The following is a 22,366-nucleotide window of genomic DNA, read 5'->3' on the forward strand; positions in this document are numbered from 1 at the left end:
GGTGAACGGTAAGATCCACTCCTGGCGGGCCGCCGAGATCACCTGCACCCCGACATGATCCACCATGGACCGGCTACCGAGTTACGAGACGTCCTTTAGGAATGCCCTAAGAGCAGGCCGCGCACGTGGCGACCTGGGCGGAGTCCCACGTAGAAGAAGGCTTATGCCTTATTTCCTCCACCTTTGCGCTGCCGTGACTGTCGTCGGAATCTGCTTCGAGGCGCACCGGATGTGCGTGATGTACTGACAACGGCAGGCGATAGTGCGTTTACCCGTCACCTACAGAGGCTGAAAGGTCAGGATTAGCGGTTCGAGATCGAGGGTCAGAGCGGTGGGTCCGAGTGAGAGTCAACCTCGCCGGGGTGACCCGGAAGTCAGGATCGGTGCGGCTGGACCGGTGCAGGTTCGTGAAAGGCGGTCGCGCGGGCTTCTACCCGTCCGAATTCGGATGATGTGACCGTTCGTAACGTCGCTGCGAGCACGAGGGCGCAGAGTGCTGCTCCGCCCAAGAAGACCGCTCTTACGCTGATCAGTTCCGCTGTGAAGCCGGCGACCAGAGCCCCGAGCGGCATTGATCCCCAGCTGGTCAGACGGCTGACTCCGCTGTAGCGGCCCATCATCTCGTCGGGCACGACGAGTGCGCGCAGCGAACTGTAGGTGACGTTCCATGCGCCGGAGCCGGCGCCGCCCAGGACGGTCGTCACGGCGATCAGCCGGGGGGACGAGGTGATCGCTGGTGCTGCCAGCAGCACGGCGAAGCTAGCCATCGACGTGGCGAGGACGACCTGCCGTCCCAGCCGGCGAACCAGGGCGGTCGCGGCGGAGGCTCCCACGACGCCGCCCACTCCCAGGGCGCCGATCAGCAGTCCGTATTCTGAGTGGCTCAGGTTCATCGGTCCGGGTGCGATCGCATAGACGACGATGACCGCCATCCAGGCCGCCCAGCATCCGCTCGCCGCGCCGGCCACCAGCAGTAGGTTTCGCAGGATTTTTTCCCGCCACACGTATTGGATGCCCTCCCAGATGTCGGCGCGGAGGCCGGACGCGCTCGTCGCCGGTCTGGGGTAACCGTTGCTGCGGTAGTGGCCGGTCATGATTGCCAAGGCGAGCAGCGCGCCTGCATAGCCCACGCCGCCGGCGCCGAGAGCAACAGCCAGTCCGGCGGCGGCCAGCAGGCCACCCAGAGGTGGCCCGATGAACTCGTTGGCCGCGGTCTCGGTCGCGGTCAACTTCGCGAACGCGGATTCCATGCGATTGCGGGGCACGATCATCGGCACGACCGACATTCGGGTTGTGTCGGCGAACACCTCGGCGGCGCCGAGGAGCAGCGCCCCCGCATACAGGCCGGCCAGCGGCAGCATGTCGGCGAGGATGGCACCCACGAGCACGGCGAGGACCAGGGCGCGCGCGGCGGCCATTGTCATGATCAGGCTCCGGCGGTCGACCCGGTCGGCGAGCGCGCCGGCGGGCAGCGAGAACAACAGCCAGGGCAGAGTGTTAGCCAAGGTGATGCCGGCGACCAGGGCCGGGGAGTCCGTCATCGAGACGGCCACCAGGGGCAGGGCCAGCTTGACGACACCGTCGGCCAGGTTAGTGACCGCGGCGCCGGCCCAGAGAGCCCTGAAGTTTCGCGCGCTCACGGTTGTCGGGTCGCTTGGCTGGGTGTCGCTTGGCATGGCCAGGAGCTTGCGGTATCCCGCGCCGCCACCCTAGTTTTTCGACTGGAGGCGAAACGTGGCAGTGTTCCTGGTCGACGGCGATGTGATGGCGCGCGCGCGTTTCGGCAGTTCACAGCTAACCGAGACGTTGGGGGCGCTCAATATCCTGCGCCGGGGTCAGCCGCTTCCGTGGCACCGGGTCTGGCGGGACCAGCATGTCGATGCCTTCCATGGCTATCTCGACGGCGACCCGATGACCGCGGCCATTCTGGCGCACGCGATCTCGTCCTCCTGGATGGCTGACTTCCTGACGGTGCCGCCCGCCCGTCCGGACATGACGCTGGACGACGAGCTCGTGGAGCTGGAGTCGCTGACAGACGACCGAATCCGTGAGGATCTGGCCCGCGTACGTTCCCCGCTGGCCCCGGAATTACGCGGTACAGGGTTAGTGAGCCGGACGGCCGCTCTGTTGCGCTGGGTCTGGTGCCACACGATTGAGGCGGACTGGCCGCGCAGGCAATCGGTGCTGCGCGCCGATGTGGTGTCCCGGATCTCCCGCCTGGGCAGGGACGGATGGTCCGGGGTCATCAACGACATGCGGCCGGGCATGCGCTGGCTCGGCGACGGCCGGCTGCAGGTCGAGGAGCGGCCTTACCCACCGTACGACGTGCGGGGCGGGACGGTGACGTTCTTCGCGGCTCACTGCCGGGGAGGCTGGATTTCCTGGAGGTTGCCCGACCGCTTCGGGATCGTCTATCCGGTGACGGGGATCTTCACCGAGGAGGCTCCCACCACACCGGATCCTCTGCGCCGCCTGCTCGGGAACGCAAGGAGCATAGTTCTGGTGCAGGCGGCCGAGCCGGTCAGCACCACGGCCGTGGTCGCCGCGACCGGACTGCCGCTCGGCACGGTCGGTGGTCACCTGCGCGTGCTGACGGAGGCCGGCCTGCTCCAGAAGCGCCGGTCGGGCCGGGAGGTCCTCTACTGGTGGACGGATATAGCGCGGGCGCTCGTAGCCGGAGCCTCATCGTTCTGACGGGGGTCCGGCGTGTCGACATGACCTTCGGGGATTGACCACGTAGGCCGAGGTAATGAGGTATCCCGACGGAGGTGGGCTGTCCGCGCGGGGGCGGGCGAAGCGTGAGGCGGTACGGCGGCGGGCGGCCGGTTGGTTCGCTGAGGGCGTGTCGGTGCCGGAGGTCGCGCGCAGGCTGCGGGTGTCGCAGACCGCGGTGTATGGCTGGCGTAAGCGGTGGCGGGCCGGTGGTGAGGACGCTCTGGCCTCGAAGGGGCCTGGCGGGTCTCGCTGTCGCCTTGATGAGGCCCGGTTGCAGCGCCTGGCCGATGCCTTGGAGGACGGCCCGGCGGCGCACGGGTTCGGTGCCGATCAGCGGTGGACCCTGGCGCGGGTGTCAGACCTGGTCACTCGGATGTTCCGCGTCCGCTACACGCTGCGCGGCACCGCGAATGTGATGTACCGGCTGGGCTGGTCGGTGCAGGTGCCCAAGCACCGTGCGGTCGAGCGTGACGAGGCCGCGATCGCCACGTGGCGTAAGGAGACGTGGCCTGCGGGAAAACGGTAGCGGCGCAGCGGCAGGCGTGGCTGGTCTTCGAGGACGAGGCCGGTCAGACGCTGCGCCCACCCAAGGTCCGCACCTGGGGCCGACGTGGCCGCACCCCGGTCGTCCCGGTGTCCGGCAAGGGGTCCGGTCGGGTCTCGATCGCCGGGTTGACCTGTTACCGGCCCGGCGAGCGGTCCCGGCTGATCTACCGCACGATCGTGCACCGCGGCCGCAAGAACGAACGACGCAGCTTCAGCGAACGTGACTACATCGCCCTGCTCGACGCCGCCCACCAACAACTCGGCGGCCCGATCGTGTGCGTCTGGGACAACCTGAACACCCACGTCTCCGCCGCTATGCGGCAGATGATCGACGCCCGGGACTGGCTTCACGTCATCCGGCTACCCGCCTACGCCCCCGACCTGAACCCGACCGAGGGCGTCTGGTCCCACCTGAAACGCAGCATCGGCAACCTCACCGTCACCGGCGTCGATCACCTCCTCGCGATCATCCGCAACCGGCTCAAGAGCATCCAGTACCGCCCCGACCTGCTCTACGGGTTCCTCGCCCACACCGGCCTGACCCTCGAACCTGACACAACCTGACCATTCAAGATCTGTAGCTGCGTGGACAGCGTTGGTGTGACGCAAGCGTCGAGACGAAGCGCCAAACAGGCTTGTACGCGTCTCGCTGTGACAAATGCCGTACGTGGTTATTATGCAGTGGGTCTCAGAGCGAGATTCGCTGCCAGAACGCCCCTCAAAGAAAGGAATGACTCGCGTGGCACCGCGCAAGACGCAGACGTCGCGCAGCGTCAATTTGACGCGGCGTTCGGACCCGGACCGCCTTCCGAGCCAAAGAGGGCAGTCGGACGACGTCCAAGGATGGCCAAAGCAAGGCAACGACAGCGACGGCGACGGCGACTCGGCCGACCCGGAGGGTCAAGCGCGGACGCGCTCAACGCCCTGAGGTTCTTCAGCTCTTGAAATTGGCCGCGCCTATCAGCCCTGCCCCGTCTCAGCGCCACCACCGGTGAACGGCGCACAAGGACCCTTTCGCTCGTCGGCAAAATCCATGACCAGATGTGCTAGCCAGACAGCAGACGGCAGGCTGACGGTCCTGCAGCAGTAATCGCCCTAACGAAGGAAATGTGAACGTGACCTCAAGTCCTCCCTCGTTGTCCCCTACGCCCCCCTCGCACGTACCACGCTCGGTCTGGGTCGCCATGATTCTTATAGCGGCCACGTTCGTTGGAGTCGCGGCTACTCTGCTGTCCTACTTCGGAGGCGCGAACATGCCCAGGGCCGTCCTCAATGGTGGTGGGGCGTTCGGCGGCGCTGTGCTCATCCTCCTCGCACTGCACCGGTACGTGGCTGGTGATAGGGAGTAAGGCTGCGGTGCGTCCGGTCAGGGGGCGCCTCCGCCCCCTGACCGGACGGGGCCTACTGAAGATCATCAAATGCCAGCTCAGGAAGCATGTCGCATCAAGAAGCTTTAGGTCCGCGGACCCTGAAACCCTCAGTAACGCTGGGTAGGCCGATCGGGTTCTAGCGGGTCGGTGGTGGGCATGTCGAGGGACGGTCCCTGTGTGTCTATCCCGTCCGGCGTGGGCCATGGGGGCGATGCTCGTGCCCCGTCGTGGCCCGGCCAGCACCAAGTTGTTCGAGGATGTCGGAGCTGTCCGGGGCGAGAGCGGGCTTGACGATGTAGTGCCTGTTGGTGACCTGCTCGGTGGCGTGCCCGAGTTGGGCTGCGGCGTGCTTGGCGTCGGCCTCCTTATCGATCAGGGTGGCGACGGTTTTGCGGAAGGTGTGTGGCGTGACCCATTCGAGGCCAGCGTCGGCGCGGGCTTGCCGCCACTGGCGGCGCACGTTCTGCGGAGACAGCCAGGTGCCGCGCCGTGAGGCGAAGATTGCGTCGTGGGGGTTGTCGGCGGCGTTGAGCTTTCGGGCCATCAGCATGCCGACTGCGAAGCGAGGAAGGACAACGGTTCGGAAGCCGGCGTCGGATTTCGTCCAGTCCTGCCGGAAGAAGCCCTTGCCCTTGAGGTAGACGATCGTGCCGCAGATGGTCAGCGTCGGGCGTTCGGCGGCTAGGTCGAGGTCTTCCCAGCGCGCTGCCAGGATCTCCCCGATGCGGGCGCCGGTGGCGAGCATGAGGTCGACGATGTCGCCCAGATCGCCGGTGTGCCGAGGCCCGGGTTTGCCGGGGGTGGTCTGCTGCCACCGTTGGATCGCCGCACGGACGCCCTCCAGATGCTCCGTTTCCAGGGCGACGACCTTGCGGCGCGGGTTGCGTAGTCGGCCGGTGTCGCGGACCGGGTTGGTCGTCAGTGCGCCACGGCGTACGGCCAGGGCGAGCATCTGCGTGAGGACGACCTTCGCGAGCCGGGCGGCTGTCGGGCGGTCCTCGGCGACCTTGCGCAGGAACTTGTCGATGCGGCCGACGGTGGCCTCCCGGATACGAAGATTACCCAGGGCGGGCACGACCGAGACGCGCACGCTGACTTCGTACTGGCAGATGGTCTGCGGCGCGAGACGCTCCTCTGCGGTGATCTCGTCGAGCCAAAGGCTGGCGAGTCTGCTGATGTGGGTCTCCCGGGTGATCTCATCGTCGTTGGGAGCGGCACGGTCACGAAGTTTGACCTTGAGTGCCCGGATGGCGGCGGGGCCGGTGGTGTCGGTGGCCTCGACGTCGCGGGTGCTGCCGTCGTAGTCGCGAAAGCGGGCTCGGGCGCAGTACCGGTTGGGGCCGAGCTTCTCGGTGCGAATGTTGCCCCAGGTTCCGATGGGTAGTGGAGGTCGGGCCATGGCTCAGCGCTCCGGATCGGTGTGGGCGTCGAGCCAGCGTTCGACTTCGCTGCGCCGGTAGCGCAGCGTGTTGCCGACGCGGATGGCGCGTGGGCCTTTGCCTCGGCTATGCCAGGCGTAGAGGGTGTTCTTCGGCTTGCCGAGCCAGCCAGAGACATCCTCGATGCTCAGGAGAGGATCGGGCCGCCACTCGCCGGCGGTCGAGGCGCTCACGGCCGGTCTGCCGTGTCGCATGCCCCGGCCTGCTGGCACAGCGCATTGGGGCCGGCGGGCGGATGGTGGGCGATGGTGACGGCCCGGTCGGGCCCGGGGGTGTTGTGTGGATGGGGCGGGCACGGTGCGGGTGTCCTTTCAGCGTCCCGGCCCGGGTGGGGCCGGGTGTGGGTGACGCTGCCGCCGGGGTTGGCGGGGTGCGCCGGGTGTGCCCGTCGATCCACGCCGGTTGGCGTGAAGTCATCAAGCCCACGGCCGGCGGGCGGTGCGGCGAGGGTGACGCCGTCCTCGGCGGAGGTGTGCGGGTTGTGGTTCGACCTGTGTAGCTGAAACAGCAGAAGATCTTCGTGCTGGATGAGCCACTGCGGATCGCCGGTGTTGATGGCGTCGCGGACGTTTTTCATCTGGAAGAACGAGGCCCGCGGCACCAGCACGCCGTCGCGGACTCCGGCGATGAGCGCCACGAGTTCTTCGACCAGGGTCAGTCCGGCGGCGAGTCCGGCGGCGGCGACCATGCCGGGGATGTCGATGAGTTCGCCGCGTCGGCGGTAGGGGCGGGCGGTGACGGCGACGTACCCGCCGGGCCGCAGCACGGCGGCGCAGCCGGTGAGGATCTGGGTGAATCCTTCGGCCAGTTCCGCGTGTTCGGTGTAGGCGAGGTTGCCGGCGTCGGCACCGTACCGGTGGTGGATCTTGCGGACCTTGCCTCGGCGGGGGCCGGGGGTGCGGACGTGGCCGTGGGTGGACGGCCCGTACGGCGGTGAGGTGATGACCAGCGAGACCCGGCCGTGGACATCGGACGGCAGCAGGGCGGGGAGCCGCCGGGCGTCCCCGGTGTAGATCTCGCCGGTGCCGGTCGCGCCTTGGCTGGTGGCGAGGTGGATGTTGTCGGCGGCGTGTTGTGCCCAGCGGTTCTCGTACTCGACGCCGATGCCGTGTCGGCCGAGGTGCATGGCTTCCACGAGGGTGGTGCCGATGCCGGCCATGGGGTCGACCACCAGATCGCCGGGCCGGGTGTAAGTGGCGGTGAGGTAGCGGGGGATGGTGGGCAGCATCTTGCCCGGGTGCTCCATGGAGGCCGGGGTGTACCGGCCGCGCCGTAGGTCTCGGGAGGCGGTCTGTCCGGTCAGGAGGACCGAGCCCTGCGTCCCGGCAGCGATGAGAGCGAACAGCTGCCCGACGTCCCTGGCGTCGTGGTCGGTGGTGGAGGCGGCGGTGGGGATGGGCTCACGCATCGGTGTCCTCCTGGTCGAGGGTGGTCGCCGTGAACGCCAGGACGTCCATGTGGGTGCGCACATGCCGCCCGTGCAGCAGCGCGGGGACGGTGCTCGCGGCGGTTGCCGCGTCGGTGCGCGGGTCGTGGCCCGGGAGGGGGAACACCAGCACCGGGATGTGCTGGTGGTAGTTCAGCCCGGCGATGCGGGCGGCGCTGATGACGATGCTGCGCCGCGAGATCTGACCCGACTCAATGCCGTGGATGGGCAGCGCGACGAGGACGAAGCCGCCGGGGCGCAGTAGCCGGTGCCACCGGTGCATCGCTGCGGCGGTGTCGCGCAATCCGAGGTCATCGTGATCGGGGCGGGGGAGCCCAGCCAGCAACAGCGCAACGCCGTCCTCGGCGACGCGCCGGGCGCGGACGGGCCGTCCGTCGGTGACTCGGAGGCCGCCACCGTCGGGAGTGATGGTGCCCGAGTGGCGGTGCAGGTACCGGGCGGCGCTGGCGACGGTGGGGTGGTTGTCGAGGTCGGCCACGAGATCGCCGTCGCGGGTGTAGTGCCGGATCAGCCAGGCGAGGCGTTGCGGGTCGAGTCCGTGCCAGGCGGCCGGATCGGCTAGCGGCGCGTCGCGGCGGTGGGCGGGGACGAGGAACAGCCCGACGGGTGGGCGTTCGGGGTGGTGCGAGTGGGTCTGCGGCATGGGTGGTGGGCCACGTTCGCCGACAAGCGCTGACACTAAGGGAATACAGATCAGGGCCTCGATTTGGAGGACAGCGCCCCGACCGCCGGCCGCTGAGCCTGATGCGTTCGGCGTGTTCAACCTGGATGAACAAGATCGTGAGGAGGTTGAACGTGCAGGTCAGGGGTTGAACACCAGCGTTTGACAGGCTGCGACCGAGATAGAGAGGTGTAACGGCCGAGCCGGCAGCGCCCTGCGGTGACCTATCGCTTCTCGCGATGCCATGAACAAGATCAAACTCTCACCTTGAACACGGTCGTCTCGGCAACGGAATGCCGTGAACACGCTCTGTCGTAGCTCGCGGACTGCCACCTACCATGAACACCTCCGGCCCGAGCCCTTCGGGGCGGGCCTTTCGCGTCGATGCCTTCGGGTGCGTACGCGGTTGTCCGAGCCCTTGACGAGGCGACCGGTGTCCCCGTCGGGCGGCGGCTTGAACGGGCAGCGAGTCGGTTGCACACGGCCGTGAGTCCGGCGGAGCCACTGCCAGGCATCGCGTCGGGAGCTGTCATCGTCGTTCCAGCTGATCACGCTCAGTTCAGCCTAGAACAAGATCATCAGCGTTCAAGTTGTGTTCAAGCGCCCTGGTGGCGTGGGTGCTGCACCGCCGACCGGCCTTCGATCGCCGGCCCGGCAATCACAAACACCACCAGGGAGTACGCCCATGTCTGCGAACATTCGCCCCTCCGCCGGGACGCTCGTCGGTCACGCGGGATCACGGTCCGGCGGGGCACTGCTTGACGCGATCGACTACCGGTTCCGGCTGTGCGGCGAAGGCCCGCAGCCGCAAGCCGTCGATGGCCGGCAGCTCGGTCACGGCCTGCCGCGTCGCCGGATCGCGCTGGCCGAGCTGTCGGCGATTCTCATGCACCCCTCCTGCAACGCCGCGGCACAGGATGCCGTGTGGAGGCTTCTGGTTACCCGAGCCCGCACCGGCGAGGACCGGTGGGTGGTCGGCGCGGTCGGTGTGGCCCTGCCTGGTCTGCGGCACCGGGTGCACCTGCTGTCGAAGCTGTCGTCCGGCGACCTGCACGCCGCCCTGGTCGAGGCGTTCCTCAAGGCGTTGAACACGGTTGAGCTTGACCAGCCGGGCATCGTGAACGCCCTGCTCAACGCCGCGTTCTCGGGCGCTCGCGCCGCGCTGCGCGGGCAGGAGCCGGCGGCGTCGGGGGAGGTGAACTTCGCGCCCTGCTCGGTGCTGCCGTCCGCCCCGTACGGGCATCCGGACCTGGTGCTGGCCCGCGCGGTGCGCCTCGGGGTGATCACCGTCGCCGAGGCGGACCTGATCGGCGGGACGTTCCTGGAGGACACCAGCCTCGCCGCGTACGCCGAGCGCACCGGTCTGCCCCGCTGGGGTGTCTACAAGCGGCGCAGCGCCGCCGTGCAGCGCCTCGTCACCGGGATCCGATCCGGAGCGCTGAGTGACCCGACCGCTGACGTCATCGCCGAGGCCACCGGCATCACCACCGCCACGGAGGCGGCAGTGCGCCGTCCATGACTCACCCCCGCTGAGCTGCGCTTCTCCAAATCGGCCCTCGGTTTTGTATTCCCCTAGTGCGGGACTTCCCGCACCGGTGACCTCCCCGACCGGCCCCGCTGACGGCGCTGACACCCCGTTCGCCCGGCCCACCACACCTTCGTGAGGAGGACGGCCTCCGTGCCGGTCGGACCCCTGGTCACCGTGTGCGGGTCGATGCCTCCCGCCTCTGTCACCCACCGCGCCGCAACCGAGCCCCGCCACGCCCCGGGGCCGGTTGCGGCCCGACCCGGAGGTGTCCCACCCATGACCAGCAAGCCCACCCGAGAGCCCGTCGCGCGGCGCAAGCCGTCCCTGCGTCCCCGCCGGCCCCGACTGCACCCCTCCGACTGGATGCTCTACCAGGCCACCCGCCTCATCCCGGCCCTGATCGTCGTGGCCGCCGTCCTGACCTCCGCCACGGTCCTGGGCGACACGGCCGCCTACGCCGCCGACGCCGGAGCGTCGGTGCCGCTGGCCGCCGACTCGATCGAGGCGGTGGTCAACAACATCCGCGTCTGGCTGGTCGGCATCCTCGTCGCCGTCGCCACGCTGTTCCTGACCGTCGGCGGCCTGCGCTACCTCGCCGCTAACGGTGACCCCAGCGAGACCGAGAAGGGCAAGCTCGCGATGAAGTCCGCCGCGATCGGCTACGCCCTCGCGCTGCTGGCGCCGCTGTTCGTCAGGATCGTCGGCGAGTGGGTGAAGTAGCCATGCTGCCGACCCACGCCGCACAGCGCATCTCCCGCCAGGCACGGCTGGCCCTGGCACTGCTGCTCAGCCTGGGCCTCGCCGGCGGCATCGCCGTCACGGCCACGCCCGCGCAGGCCAACCCCATTCCCGCCCCCGCGCCGGGTGTGCCCACCCCCGGTACCCCGCCGTCACCCAGCGGCCCGATCCCCGTCCCCACGCCGAGGCCCATCGGCCCGCTGCCGACGGGCACCCCGACGCCCGCTCCCACCCCGACGCCCGACCCGTCGCCCGGAACCAGTCCGACACCGCCGCCGGCCACCTCGACCGACGGCGACCCGGCCTGGTACGACATCTCCGGCCAGATCCGGAAGGGCATCAACAACTTCTTCGTCTGGATGGTCGAGACCGGCCTGGCCCCGGTCATGGACACCCTTGGCAAGACGGTGCTGTCGACCCCGGACCTGACGACCAATTCGCAGGTCAGAGCGATATGGACGACGAGTCTGGTCATCGCCAACGCCGTCTTCGTGCTGTTCGTGATCGTCGGCGGGTTCGTCGTGACCTCGCGCGAGACCTTGCAGAGCCGGCACGGACTCAAGGAGATCCTGCCCCGCCTGGTCATCGGCGGGGTCGGCGCGAACCTGTCGCTGCTGCTCTGCGCGAAGATCCTCATCGTCGCCAACGCGGTGACCGCCGCGATTGCCGGCCAAGGAGTCGATGGCCCGGCCGCCGCAAGCGCGCTCACCCAAGCGCTGACCAACGCCGGGCAGGGCAACAACTTCCTGCTGACGCTGATGGTCCTCGCCGCGCTGGTGATGGCCATCGTGGTCGTGCTGACCTTCATCCTGCGCGTGGCGGCCACGATCCTGCTGATCGGGGTGGCGCCGCTCGCGCTGATGTGCCACGCCACCCCGCAGACCGAGGGCTTGGCCTACACCTGGTGGCGGGCGTTCGGGGCGTGCCTGGGCATGCAACTCGCCCAAGCCTTCATCATGCTGGCCACCGTTCGGGTGTTCCTGACCCCGACCGGACCGGCGGTCCTCGGCCTGCCGATCACCGCTGACGGGTTCCTCGGCATCGGGGTCTGCCTGACCATGCTGTGGGTCCAGATCAAACTGCCGGGCTGGATGAAGCAGTTCATCCTCGGCCCTCTCGGCCAGTCCCGCGGCCGAGGGCTGCTCGGCCAGCTCGTCTCCACCTACCTGACGTTCAAGACCCTCGGCCTGGCGGCCGGCGTGCTGGGCGGGTCGAAGGCCACCGCCGGACGGACGGCGGGAACGGCCGCCCGGCAGGTCGGGACGGCACCCCGTCCCGGCCGTCCCGGACCCGTCCGCGCACCCCGGCCCGGCACGCCCCGTTCGCCCCGACCGGGACCGTCCCGTCCGTCCCCGCTGCCTGCCGGACCCGCCGCGTTCAGCCACGCCCCGTCCCCGCACACACCCCTCGCGCAGCCCGCCGGGACGACCACGGCGGCTTTCAGCCACGCCACGCCGCCCGCCGTGACAACCCCCGCCACCGGTGCCGCTGCACCCGCTGTCTTCTCGGCCGCGCCGGGTCCGCAGCCGGCGCCGCCCGCCTCGGTGCCACCGCTGACTGCGCTCCCGTTCAGCCACCCACCGGTCACCTCGACCCCGGTCACACGTAGCACCGCGACCGGCTCCGGGCCGGCCTCCACCAAGGCGCCAGCGGTGGTGTTCTCGGCGGCACCGCCAGCCCAGATCGCACCGAAACGGCCGCCGGCCCCCGTCACACCGACGTTCTCGGCCGCGCCGGCGACACCGCCTCGGCCACGCCCGACGGCGGCGAGACGAGCACCGGCAACGCCGGCCCGCCCGCCCTCAACCGCCAGTGTCAACCCCGCCACCCCGCCGCGCTCCAACCAGCCCGCCAACCCGGCGGCCCGCCCGGCCCCAGCGGCCCGACCCTCGCCAGCAGTCCGGGCGACCCCAGCGGCGCGGCCGGCTCCGGCGGCTCGCCCCTCCCCGTCCGTGCGGACAGCAGTTCCGTCCCCGACCGCACGCCCCGCCTCGACCTGGCGGACGGATCCACTGGCCGCTGCGTCCCCGCCCGTCCGCCCGTCCGCGTCTGACCCGCCGTCCCCGTCCGTGCGGCCAGTGGTGCGTCCGGCAGCCCCATCGCCGGCTCGCCGTCCCGTCCCCGCTCCGGCGCCGGCGTCCGCACCGCCTCCCGACCTGGCACCCGCCGCGCCGCCGCGCGTGAAGCCGTCCACCCGTCCGCTGCGCCCGTCCGTGCCGTCGCAGCCGCAGCGCCCGATCCGTCGCCGTCCCGAGGGGGAGTGATCACCGGTGTCCCGCCGCACGCCCGACGAGCCGCTGAGGGCTCGAGTACCGGCCGATGTGGAACGGCCCGATCGGATCGTGTTCGGCCTGGCCCTCCGCCAAGTGGTCATCCTGGCCGTCACCGCACTGATCCTCTACGCGGTCTGGACCGCCCTGGCAACGGTGGTCAACCCGCTGTACTTCATCGCCGGGTCGATCCCGGTCGCCGGAGCGGCCTTCTTCCTCGCGGTCACCCGCCGCGACGGGATCAGCCTCGACAGCTGGCTCCTGGCCGCGATCCGGCACCGCCGCGCCCCGCATCACCTCGTGCCGACCGATACGCCCATCCAGCCGGCACCCGCCTGGGTGGCGACTACGAGTAAGCGGGGCATGGTGGCGCTGCCCGCGCCGCTGCGGCTGCCGGCGAAGGGCATCACCGCCGACGGGCTGATCGACCTCGGCCCGGACGGCACCACCGCCTTGGTGTCGGCTTCGACGGTCGCGTTCGGGCTGCGCTCACCCGGTGAGCAGAACGGCTTGGTCGCCGGGTTCGCCCGCTGGCTGAACAGCCTCAATGCCCCGACGCAGATCCTCGTCCGCGCGCGGCGCGTCAACCTGACGCACGTCGCCGACTGCATCGAGCACCACGCCCCCGCGTTGCCGCACCCGGCCCTGGAGGAGGCGGCCCGCTCGCATGTCGGGTTCCTCGACGATCTCGCCACCGGTCGCGAGCTGCTGCACCGGCAGGTCACCGTCGCCGTGCGCGGGCGGCGCGGCCCCGGCCATACCGCCCACCAGGCCCACGAGGCGGTACGCGCGCTGGCCGGGTGCGAGGTGGCTGCCACGGTTCTGGACGGCTACGACACCCAGACGACTCTCGCCGCGTGCCTCGACCCGGCGGCTCCCACCGGGACGTGGGTCGCTGCCGGCGATGCGGGCCGACGGCACGATCCGGAAGGTGGTGAGCAGGCGTGAAGCTGCCCAATGCACTTCGTAGGCGCCGTGCGGAGGAGGCCGCTAGCCTGCTGCCGGGCAGTCCCGACGCCGTGGACGTCGGGGGTCGGTCCGTGCGGGTGGGCGAGGACTATTGCGCAACCCTGGCGGTGATCGGCTACCCGGCCGAGGTCGGGGCGGGCTGGTTGGAGCCGATCCTGTGCTACCCGGGCCGCGTCGACGTCGCCCTGCACATCGAACCGGTCGCCCCGATGATCGCCTCCGACCGGCTGCGCAAGCAGCGCGGCCGGCTGGAGTCATCGCGGCGCTCCGATGCCGGGAAGGGGCGCCTGGACGACCCGGAATTGGACGCCGCCGCGGCGGACGCTGCCGAGCTGGCCGCTCGGGTCGCCCGAGGTGAGGCCCGGCTGTTTCGCCTCGGCCTGTACCTGACTATGCACGCGGACACCGAGGCAGAACTCGCTGACCGGGTGGCCGAGGTGCGTGCCCTGGCCTCATCGTTGCTGTTCGACGTGGCCCCGGCGACGTGGCGGCAGTTGCAGGGTTGGGTCACCAGCCTGCCCCTGGCCGTCGACGCCCTCGGCATGCGGCGGGTGTTCGACACCGACGCCCTCGCCGCCGCGTTCCCGTTCACCAGCCCCGACCTGCCGGTCACCGCCGGTGACAGCGGCATGGGGGTGCTCTACGGACTGAACCTCGCCTCGGCCGGGGTGGTGGTGTGGGACCGGTGGGCGCAGTCGAACTACAACGCCGTCATCCTCGCCCGCTCCGGCGAAGGCAAGTCCTACCTCGCCAAGCTGGACCTGCTGCGCAACCTCTACCTCGGGGTGCAGGCGTTCGTCATCGACCCCGAAGACGAGTACCTCCGCCTGGCTGAGGCGGTCGGCGGGACGATTATCCGGCCGGGCGCGCCCGGCGTGCGGATCAACCCCCTCGATCTGTCCGCCGCCGACGGAGACGATGCCCTGTTCCGGCGGACGCTGTTCATGCAGACGTTCGTCGCGGTTCTCACCGCAGGCGACAACACCACCGCGGCCCTCGACCCGCAGGACGTGCCGGTCCTCGACGCCGCTGTCCTGGCCGCCTATCGGGCGAAGGGCATCACCACCGACCCGCGCACCTGGCGGCGACCCGCACCGCTCCTCGCCGACGTGGCGCAGGCGTTGACCGAGATCGGCGAGGCCGGGCGGTCCCTCGCCGCCCGGCTGCACCCGTACGTGTCCGGGTCGTTCGCCGGCCTGTTCGCCGGCCCCACCACCACCGCCCCGCAGGGGCACCTGGTGGTGTACGCGATCAAGGATCTACCCGACGAGCTGAAGCCGGTCGGCACGCTGCTCACTCTGGACGCGATCTGGCGCACGGTCTCCACCTCATCGCCGGACGTGCGGCGCATGGTGCTTGTCGATGAGGCGTGGCTGATGCTGCGCGCCGGGCTCGGCGCGAAGTTCCTGTTCCGCCTCGCCAAGTCGGCGCGCAAGTACGGGGCCGGGTTGACCGTGGTCACTCAGGACGCCGCCGACGTGCTCGGCACCGAGGTCGGCCGCGCCGTCGTCTCCAACGCTGCCACGCAGGTGCTGCTGCGCCAGGCCCCGCAGGCGATCGACGCGGTGACCGAGGCGTTCGGGCTCACCGACGGAGAGCGGGCCTTCCTGCTGTCCGCGACGCGCGGAGATGCCCTATTGGCCTGCGGTAACAGCCGGGTCGCGTTTCACAGCCTTGCCTCCGACGTCGAGCACCAGCTCGTCGTCACCGGCCCCACCCTCAGCCGCCGCTGACGTTCAACTGACCTGCCGGGAGTCTGCCATGTCCACCCCACTGCCGTCGCTCATCGCCGCACCGCCCACACCATCGCCCCACCCGGTCTCACCCGCCGCGGCCTGCGTTCCTAGCCGCGACGGCGTCCCGGGCTCCATCATCGGGGATCTCATGTGTGGCTCCTGGGCCGACAACACGCCCGCAACGATGGCGGTCTTCCTCCGAGCGCACTGGCCGCTGCTGCTCGCCGGCGTCGTCGCGCTCGCCGCCGTCCGCCTCGGGTGGGCGTGGTGGCGGCGGCGGGTGTGGCAGGCTCACGCCCGCCGCGCCCGCTGGTTGGAGATCGTGCCGCCGGTGTCGGCCACCCCCGCCGCCACGGTCGGGCTGTGGCGGCTACTCGCCACCGCGCTACCGCCGTTCCCTGGGCGCGGCAACGTGCGGCAGGGGCGCTCACAGCGCCCGCAATGGCTATTCGTAGTCGATTAATGCCCCGCGTTGGAGGTGTAACGCGGCATCCGAAAAAGTTGCCCGGAAAGAGTCTTGAACAGCGGGGTTGACATAAGGCCCGTGCAGAGGGTCCATGGACGTGGGCACCGAAACAACGGCCCTGGCGGAACCGCAAGAAAGCGCACGACGCGCAATGCGGAATTCGCTGCCATCCCTTTTCGTGGAGGTTTTGTCATGACCGCAAACGCCAACTTGACCGCCGGTACCGACGAGGCCCGCGCTGCCGTCGCCGAGGCGCTGGGTCGCCACCCCGGCCTGACCGCCCGCAAGATCGCCGGACAGGAAAACCTGCCACTGCCGGTCGTCACCGAGGCCCTCAAGCACATGGAAGCGACGGGGACGGCCACCCGCACCCCCGGTCCAACCAACGGCAACCGCAAGAGCGCCGACCTGTGGGAGCCCGCCACTCTGACCGACGCGACGCCGGACGTAGCCGACGAGGCGACCTCGACCGACGACGCGAGCCCTGCCGACAGTGTGACGCCCGACGTGGCCGACGAGGCGACCTCGGCCGACGGCGTGACGCCGGACGCGGCTGACGACGTGACGCCGGATGCGGCCGACGAGGCGAGCCCGGCCGACAGTGTGACGCCGGACGACGGTGCGGCGGAGGCGCAGACGCTGCCCGAGGCCCCGGTGTCCGCCGTTCCCGTGTCGGGTGCGCCGGTGTCGGGTGCGCCGGTGTCGGGTGCGCCGGTCGGACCGCGTCAGCCCGACCTGAAGGTGTTGATCATGGCGGGCGTGTTGGGTGGGCACGCGGACGGGATCACCGCCGATGCGGCGATCAACGAGAGCGGCCTGTCGGTCGCGATGGGGGACACGGTCCTCGCCGCGATGGAGGTTGCCGGTGCCGCGCGTCGCCTGCCGGTCGGTGAGGACGGGGACGAGCTGTGGATCATCGGTGACGGTGACCTCGCGACGGTGGACCCGGCCAACGCGCCGACGCACACCACGTGCCCGACGTGCGGGCACACCCGCAAGATCCGCCGGCCCTCCGTGCGCCGGGCTGCCGGTACCGGCCGCCCTAATGGGGAGATCAACGGCGACGGGTCGGTCAAGTTGGGCAAGAACGAGTTGCGCAACCGGGTCGAGGCGTTCATGCGCGACCTCGGCCCCGGCCACGACGTGACCCCCGGCACCGTCGCCCGTGAGATCGGCGGACGCAGCCCCGGCGCGGTCGGCAACGGCATGCGGAAGCTGGCCACGGCCGGGGTGCTGGTACTGACCCGCGAGGCCCCGGAAACCTACGCCCTCGCTGACGACGCGCCCGCCCCGACCGCCGAGGTGCGCGCGTTCCTCACCCGGCCGCAGACTCCCGCCGCGCCCACCGGTGACGACACCGCCACCGGCGACGAGGCCGGCACCGACGAGGCCGCCGCCGCGCCGGTAGCTGCCTGACCTACCGCCCCGCCGGGGCCGGGCACGACGCCCGGCCCCGGCATCCGCACGCCCACCCACAACCGGAAGGGACGACGACTGATGGCTACCACACACGATCACCCCGACCACGGGCGGACAACCGGCCCGGGGTCGCTGCGCTGCCCCGAATGCGAGCAAGCGGCTCTGCTGGTGCCGCCGCGTGACTGGCCCCTGAACGGGTTCGCCGCGCGCCCGGCCGCGTCACACACCGACGGCACGCCGCTGTGCCCGGTGCCCGGCCCGCACGGGTCGCAACCGGCCGACCCGGTGGGCGTACCGGCCCGGCTGACCCTACGGCAGGCCGTCTGGCAGACATGGCTCGCTCACCCCGATTGGACCGTGACTGATCACCTGGCGTGGCTCGACGGCGAGGGGTATGACACCGACGCCCCGGACGGTGACCCGGCCGACCTCATCGGCCGGTGGCTCGCCGCGCACCGGTGCGCCGCCTCGCTGTCCTGGCCACCCGATCACGGTCGGGTGTACGCGATCCTCGGCACGAACCTCCTGATCGTGTTCGACGACGCGGACAGCGCCGGTGACGTTCTCACGCTGTTGCGGGTCGCGCAGGTGCCGGCCGAAGTGCACGTGTTCGACGCGGCCGGGTGGAACGAGGTGGCCCGTCTCGTGCGCGCGGTCAACCCGGGCCTCGCCATCAGGGACAGCCGTCCCGGCACCGTAGGCGGCAAGTCATGACGTACCCGCCCGGCGACGTGCCAGAGCTGCCGCCCGCGCTGGCCGCGCGTCCTCACGACGCGCGGCGCGGCCTGCCCATCTGCCGGTCAACATCCACCCCAACCCGACCGGCGACGGGTCACACGTGGACTTCACCACGATCAACACCACCACCTCGACCCGCCTCGCGGTCGAACGGAGGTGCTCGCTATGCGGGGAGCCGATGGGCTACTGGGTGAACCGAGCGATGTTGCAACAGATGCAACGTAATGTTGGGTGCTGTTTCTCCGGGCGCGGGCGGTAGCCGTCAGCCCGAGTGGTAGCCCGAATCCGGACGAGCCCGGTGATTATTTCCGCTACTGCGTGGAGATGTGGCCAGCGCCCGAACCAGCAGGTTTCGTGGTGGTCAGGCAGGGACCCAACCCGTGGGCGGGTTGAGGGCAGACCTGAGCCGTTACTCCTCAAACCGCAAGGTCGGGCGTCACAGTCCGGCCGGATGCCCAGACAACCACTCCGGATGCCGATTCCGCAGCTCATCTCGGTCAGCTGGGCTTGGAAGGATCACGTCGGCGCCGCCGTCGTACGGGTGATAGAGCCACCGCAGGTCCGACGGGCCGATGATCACATTAATCAGTTCGTCGTCCGCTACCGCGCGAAGCAGATCGTCCAGGACGCCCGGATGCCACGTTCGACGGCTGGCGAACAGATGCCAGTACACCTGAAAGTCGGGTTCGTCGTCCGGATCTGGCTGGACCGTGGCCCAGTACACGCCGTCCGGGTCGAGTCGCGCCAGCAACGGGGAACGCTGCAGCGGAGGGCCGTTCTGGCCGGTCCAGTCACAGGTGATGACGATCAGCGAGACGCCGGGTGACAGCTCGGTCAGCACCGTGTTGTGGCGATCAAGGATGATCGCGTACTCGCTGGCGTCGTCGGCATATCGCTTCGACCCGGGGAGGCTGTGGAAGCGCACCCATCGCTCGGGATAGCACCCCCGCAGCTGGTGCGCGAGCGCAGGACACTGCGGCCACCGCTGCTGCCACGCCGCGCGGACGGTGTCGGCCAGCTCTGACGCGGCCATCACGACGCATCCCGCCTCGTCCACCGTTGGAGCATGCCCCGAGCCTCCTGGCGGTGACGCTCGTCGGTGCCGACGTCGGCGGCCAGCGCGGTCAGCACCTGCACCGCCTCACGCTTCCGGTCGCGATCCTTCAGCAGGCTGGCCAGCCACAACCCGGTGCGGGGCAGGACAATTGTCTCTCGGCGCAGCGCCGCCTCGTCATCTCGGCGCACCCAGTACTCCGCCAACGTCACTGCGGCACGCTCATCCCCACTGAGCGCAAGCTCGCGCAGATCCTCCACCCGCTCGGCCTCGACCAGCAGCTCCATCAACCGGACGAACGCACACCGGTGTCCCTCGGCCGCCATCTGCCGCAACTCGCTGTCTCGCTGCTCGGCCAGCAACCGGCCCGCGCGGTGATGACAGCTCAATTCGGCGTCAGCGAGCGGACAGCGGTACCTGTCGCCGAGGTACGACCACCCGTCATACCGAGGATCGTCAGCGTCGCCGCGGTACTCAGGCACCGGCGATCACCCGACCAGCTCCCGCCAGAACGCCACCGTCGCGTGTGGCTGCCAACGCGGATCGTTTCGATCGAGGCCGTCGCCGGCGCCGAACTCCTGATGGACGTAGTCCACCAGGTCGACGCCGTAGAAGATGATGTCCGTCTGGTACATGGACAACACCGGGTGGCCGAACGTTCCGCGCCCGGCCGGCACATAGCGGTGCGAGTACACCGGGACCATCTGCGGCACCGAGACCAACCGCTTGCCCGCCACCGCGAGCGCCTCACCACGATCAGCTGGCCGCGCTCCCCACTCGTCGTGCCAGAAAGAATTGTGCTCGACATCGAACAGCACGCCCTCTACCGGCCAGGCGAGGCGACCACGTAGCTGCTCGACCTCGCCGTCACGCCAGTCCGGCCAACCCTGGCCCACCGGCAGTCCAGCCGAGAGAAACGCCCGGTTATCATCGGCGAACTCGAACCCAAACCGCTCCTCGACACGGTCAAACTCCGCTGCCGTCAAACCAGGCTCCAACTCGACACGGCGTTGCTCAGCAAGCCGCCTCGCAGCCTCCGAGCCGAGGAACATCCCCTCGCTGTCGATCACCGAGCCAGGCTACCGGCCACGAATAGCGCACGCTGCTGATATTTCCTACCCCCAGTAGCGTTCCTCGGCGGCCCCGCGCGGCCGAGCTGATGCGCTACGCCGACCCGCCGGGGCACCCCGAGTGCATGACCGCCGCGCTGTCGCTGTGCCCGCATATCGCGATCGGTCGGCACCGCCGCGCCCGCGCGGACCGGCCCGGGGCCGGCATCGTCCCGCCGGGATCGGTGAGCGACAAGCCCGACCGGTACCTGTTGGGCATCACCCGCGCGTACCGAACGCGGTTCATCCCCGAACACGGATTCACCGTGCTACCTACCAGCACCGTTCAAGACCGTCCACACGTACGCGTACGGCCCGGACGGGCGGCTACGCCTGGCTACCGACACCCGGTAGGCCACGCCCGGCGGCGGGCGTCAGATTCACCGCAGAAACCTTCATCGACTCGAAACGATCGGCTTGATCGACCGGTAGAGGCAGGACACATTGTTGTTGACGGCGTCGCGCCCGGGGACGCAACCCCCGGCCGCGACGCCCGACCGAACCACCCACAACCCGGAAGGGGTGCCACCGTGGCACACGAACTCGAAACCCTCGCCAACGGCCAGACGGCCTTCGCCTCCGCGCGGCTGACCGCCTGGCACCAGCTTGGCACTGTCACCGACGCCTGCATGACCGCGCAGGAGGTCATGAGCAAGGCGTGGCTGGGTGGCTGGGAGGTCCGCAAGATCGCCATCCAGGGCATCGAGGTCACCGAGCGCGGGGTGACGAAGGTCGACTGCCCCGACAAGTACATGACCGTCCGGACCAACCCCGCCACCGGCGAGACCGAGTACCTCGGTGTGGTCGGCGAGGACTACAGCGTGGTCCAGAACGAGCAGGTCGCCGAGACCCTCAACCTCCTCGTCGACGCCTCCGGCGCGCACTTCGAGACCGCCGGCTCGATGCGCAAGGGCCGCTCAGTGTTCGTGACCATGAAGCTGCCCACGGCCATGCAGATCGCCGGGGTGGACGACATGGACCTTTACCTCGCCGCGACCACCTCGCACGACGGCACCGCCGCCCTACGCCTCGACGCGACCCCGGTGCGGATCGTCTGCAAGAACACGCAGAACCTCGCCTTCGCCCGGTCGGTCAGCTCGTACACCTTCCGGCACACCTCGAACGTCAGCAGCAAGATCGCCGAGGCCCGGCAGGCCCTGGGCCTGATGTGGAGGGCGTTCGGCGAGTTCGAGACCGAAGCCGAGAAGATGATTAACGAGTCGTTGACCATGGGTGAGTTCGAGAAGATCGTCACCCAGGTCTGGCCCCTCGCCGACGACGCCTCGGACGTGGCGAAGAACAACGCGAAGCAGCGGACGGCCACGTTGCGCTACCTCATCCGCGATGCGGACACGCAGAAGGCGATCAAGGGCACCCGGTGGGCCGGATACCAGGCCATCACCGAGTACGTGGACCACTTCGCCCCCGCCAAGACCGACCTCGCCCGCGCGACGCGGGCGCTGACCGGTGCCGGCGCGGACATCAAGGCCCGCGCGTTCGAGCTGTTGGCGGTCTGACGTGGCCCGGCACGGAGGCCGGGCCACCGAGCCCGGCCCCGGCAGCGGCGCGCACCCCACCGCCGACACCGCCGCAGTCTCCACCGAAACCGTCACCGACGCGGTGCACCCGGCACCGGGCCTGCCCGCCGTGGAGGCGGTGCACGAGCCGGGACACACCTCCACCGCGATGATCGCCTTGGCGAACCGGGTCTGCGCCAACTTCGCGGCGGCCGAGGTCGCCCGCGCGATGGCCGAGCACGCGAGCAGCGAGGCCGAACATGCGCACCTGATCGCTCGCGCCGAGCACTGGGACGCCCTCGTCAACGAGCAGTGGGCCACCCTGTGTGCGGCGATCTGCGCGGCGGTGCCGGACGGGACACAGGTCGAGCGGTTCCTGCCGGTCCGGCCGCTGACCAACGGCCACGTCGAGCTGCACGTGCACGACACCGACGCCCACCGGCTGATCGTGCTGTTCACCGGTGCGCAAGCCCTCGCCGTGGGCACGCACCTAACCGCCTACGGGGCGCTGAGCCTCGACCGCAGCGGCCAGAAACTCGACCCCGGCCTACCCCACATCAAGGCCGCTCCGCCCCTCGCCGACTCCACTACCGAGCCGTGGCCCACCCCCGGGCAGCACATCCCGCAGCCCTGACCGCCGCGAC

General features: G+C 70.1%; 21 protein-coding genes. 13 read left to right on the forward strand and 8 right to left on the reverse strand.

Going from position 1 to position 22,366, the window contains the following annotated elements:
• Window positions 1-374 precede the first annotated feature (374 nt).
• Complete coding sequence (locus tag SM450_RS00005) at window positions 375-1,676, reverse strand: MFS transporter (protein ID WP_474617559.1); 1,302 nt, start codon at window positions 1,674-1,676, stop codon at window positions 375-377.
• Between the two features lie 58 nt (window positions 1,677-1,734).
• Between SM450_RS00005 and SM450_RS00010 the strand changes: the two genes are divergently transcribed.
• The 3 genes from SM450_RS00010 to SM450_RS00020 are packed head-to-tail and all read left to right on the forward strand — an operon-like array spanning window position 1,735 to window position 3,825.
• Window positions 1,735-2,694 carry an ArsR/SmtB family transcription factor gene (locus SM450_RS00010; RefSeq protein WP_474617560.1) on the forward strand — a complete coding sequence of 320 codons (960 nt, stop codon included), beginning with the start codon at window positions 1,735-1,737 and terminating at the stop codon, window positions 2,692-2,694.
• Window positions 2,695-2,749: 55 nt separating this feature from the next.
• Entirely contained in the window at window positions 2,750-3,241 is a 492-nt protein-coding gene (locus SM450_RS00015) for a winged helix-turn-helix domain-containing protein (protein ID WP_474617561.1), read from the forward strand.
• Window positions 3,220-3,825 (forward strand): transposase, encoded by a 606-nt coding sequence (locus SM450_RS00020; protein ID WP_474617562.1) that lies wholly within the window; start codon window positions 3,220-3,222, stop codon window positions 3,823-3,825. Before SM450_RS00015 ends, SM450_RS00020 begins: the two co-directional genes overlap by 22 nt.
• Before the next feature lie 987 nt (window positions 3,826-4,812).
• Here SM450_RS00020 and SM450_RS00025 read toward each other — a convergent pair.
• The 4 genes from SM450_RS00025 to SM450_RS00040 are packed head-to-tail and all read right to left on the reverse strand — an operon-like array spanning window position 4,813 to window position 8,160.
• Window positions 4,813-6,030: a tyrosine-type recombinase/integrase gene (locus SM450_RS00025; protein ID WP_474617563.1), complete on the reverse strand. Its 1,218-nt coding sequence runs from the start codon at window positions 6,028-6,030 to the stop codon at window positions 4,813-4,815.
• Between the two features lie 3 nt (window positions 6,031-6,033).
• On the reverse strand, window positions 6,034-6,243 hold the full coding sequence (locus SM450_RS00030) for a helix-turn-helix transcriptional regulator (RefSeq protein ID WP_474617564.1): 210 nt from the start codon (window positions 6,241-6,243) through the stop codon (window positions 6,034-6,036).
• A complete protein-coding gene (locus SM450_RS00035; RefSeq protein ID WP_474617565.1) occupies window positions 6,240-7,478 on the reverse strand; it encodes a TRM11 family SAM-dependent methyltransferase in 1,239 nt (412 codons plus the stop codon). Before SM450_RS00035 ends, SM450_RS00030 begins: the two co-directional genes overlap by 4 nt.
• Window positions 7,471-8,160, reverse strand: a complete 690-nt coding sequence (locus SM450_RS00040; RefSeq protein WP_474617566.1) for a hypothetical protein — start codon at window positions 8,158-8,160, stop codon at window positions 7,471-7,473. Before SM450_RS00040 ends, SM450_RS00035 begins: the two co-directional genes overlap by 8 nt.
• A gap of 703 nt (window positions 8,161-8,863) precedes the next feature.
• On the opposite strand from SM450_RS00040, the gene SM450_RS00045 reads away from it, so the two are divergent.
• From SM450_RS00045 to SM450_RS00080, 8 genes are all read left to right on the forward strand, one after another.
• A complete protein-coding gene (locus SM450_RS00045; protein WP_474617567.1) occupies window positions 8,864-9,697 on the forward strand; it encodes a hypothetical protein in 834 nt (277 codons plus the stop codon).
• A gap of 372 nt (window positions 9,698-10,069) precedes the next feature.
• On the forward strand, window positions 10,070-10,426 hold the full coding sequence (locus SM450_RS00050; protein WP_474618326.1) for a pilin: 357 nt from the start codon (window positions 10,070-10,072) through the stop codon (window positions 10,424-10,426).
• Window positions 10,414-12,708, forward strand: a complete 2,295-nt coding sequence (locus SM450_RS00055; RefSeq protein WP_474617568.1) for a TrbL/VirB6 family protein — start codon at window positions 10,414-10,416, stop codon at window positions 12,706-12,708. Before SM450_RS00050 ends, SM450_RS00055 begins: the two co-directional genes overlap by 13 nt.
• A 57-nt stretch (window positions 12,709-12,765) precedes the next feature.
• Window positions 12,766-13,662 (forward strand): PrgI family protein, encoded by an 897-nt coding sequence (locus tag SM450_RS00060; protein ID WP_474617569.1) that lies wholly within the window; start codon window positions 12,766-12,768, stop codon window positions 13,660-13,662.
• Window positions 13,659-15,416 carry a VirB4 family type IV secretion system protein gene (locus SM450_RS00065; protein ID WP_474617570.1) on the forward strand — a complete coding sequence of 586 codons (1,758 nt, stop codon included), beginning with the start codon at window positions 13,659-13,661 and terminating at the stop codon, window positions 15,414-15,416. The genes SM450_RS00060 and SM450_RS00065 overlap by 4 nt, the downstream gene beginning before the upstream one ends.
• A gap of 151 nt (window positions 15,417-15,567) precedes the next feature.
• Complete coding sequence (locus SM450_RS00070) at window positions 15,568-15,882, forward strand: hypothetical protein (protein WP_474617571.1); 315 nt, start codon at window positions 15,568-15,570, stop codon at window positions 15,880-15,882.
• A gap of 195 nt (window positions 15,883-16,077) precedes the next feature.
• Entirely contained in the window at window positions 16,078-17,301 is a 1,224-nt protein-coding gene (locus SM450_RS00075) for a hypothetical protein (protein WP_474618327.1), read from the forward strand.
• 360 nt (window positions 17,302-17,661) lie between these two features.
• A complete protein-coding gene (locus tag SM450_RS00080; protein WP_474617572.1) occupies window positions 17,662-18,018 on the forward strand; it encodes a hypothetical protein in 357 nt (118 codons plus the stop codon).
• Window positions 18,019-18,478: 460 nt separating this feature from the next.
• Here SM450_RS00080 and SM450_RS00085 read toward each other — a convergent pair whose 3' ends face one another.
• From SM450_RS00085 to SM450_RS00095, 3 genes are read right to left on the reverse strand one after another with little or no spacing between them, the layout of a single operon-like run.
• Complete coding sequence (locus SM450_RS00085) at window positions 18,479-19,078, reverse strand: DUF3885 domain-containing protein (RefSeq protein WP_474618328.1); 600 nt, start codon at window positions 19,076-19,078, stop codon at window positions 18,479-18,481.
• On the reverse strand, window positions 19,075-19,578 hold the full coding sequence (locus SM450_RS00090; protein WP_474617573.1) for a hypothetical protein: 504 nt from the start codon (window positions 19,576-19,578) through the stop codon (window positions 19,075-19,077). Before SM450_RS00090 ends, SM450_RS00085 begins: the two co-directional genes overlap by 4 nt.
• Before the next feature lie 6 nt (window positions 19,579-19,584).
• Window positions 19,585-20,166 (reverse strand): hypothetical protein, encoded by a 582-nt coding sequence (locus SM450_RS00095; RefSeq protein WP_474617574.1) that lies wholly within the window; start codon window positions 20,164-20,166, stop codon window positions 19,585-19,587.
• Between the two features lie 569 nt (window positions 20,167-20,735).
• Between SM450_RS00095 and SM450_RS00100 the strand changes: the two genes are divergently transcribed.
• Window positions 20,736-21,722, forward strand: a complete 987-nt coding sequence (locus tag SM450_RS00100; RefSeq protein WP_474617575.1) for a DUF932 domain-containing protein — start codon at window positions 20,736-20,738, stop codon at window positions 21,720-21,722.
• Window position 21,723: 1 nt separating this feature from the next.
• Window positions 21,724-22,356 (forward strand): hypothetical protein, encoded by a 633-nt coding sequence (locus SM450_RS00105; protein ID WP_474617576.1) that lies wholly within the window; start codon window positions 21,724-21,726, stop codon window positions 22,354-22,356.
• Window positions 22,357-22,366: the final 10 nt, after the last annotated feature.

The sequence above is a fragment of the Micromonospora marincola genome, from assembly GCF_056150385.1.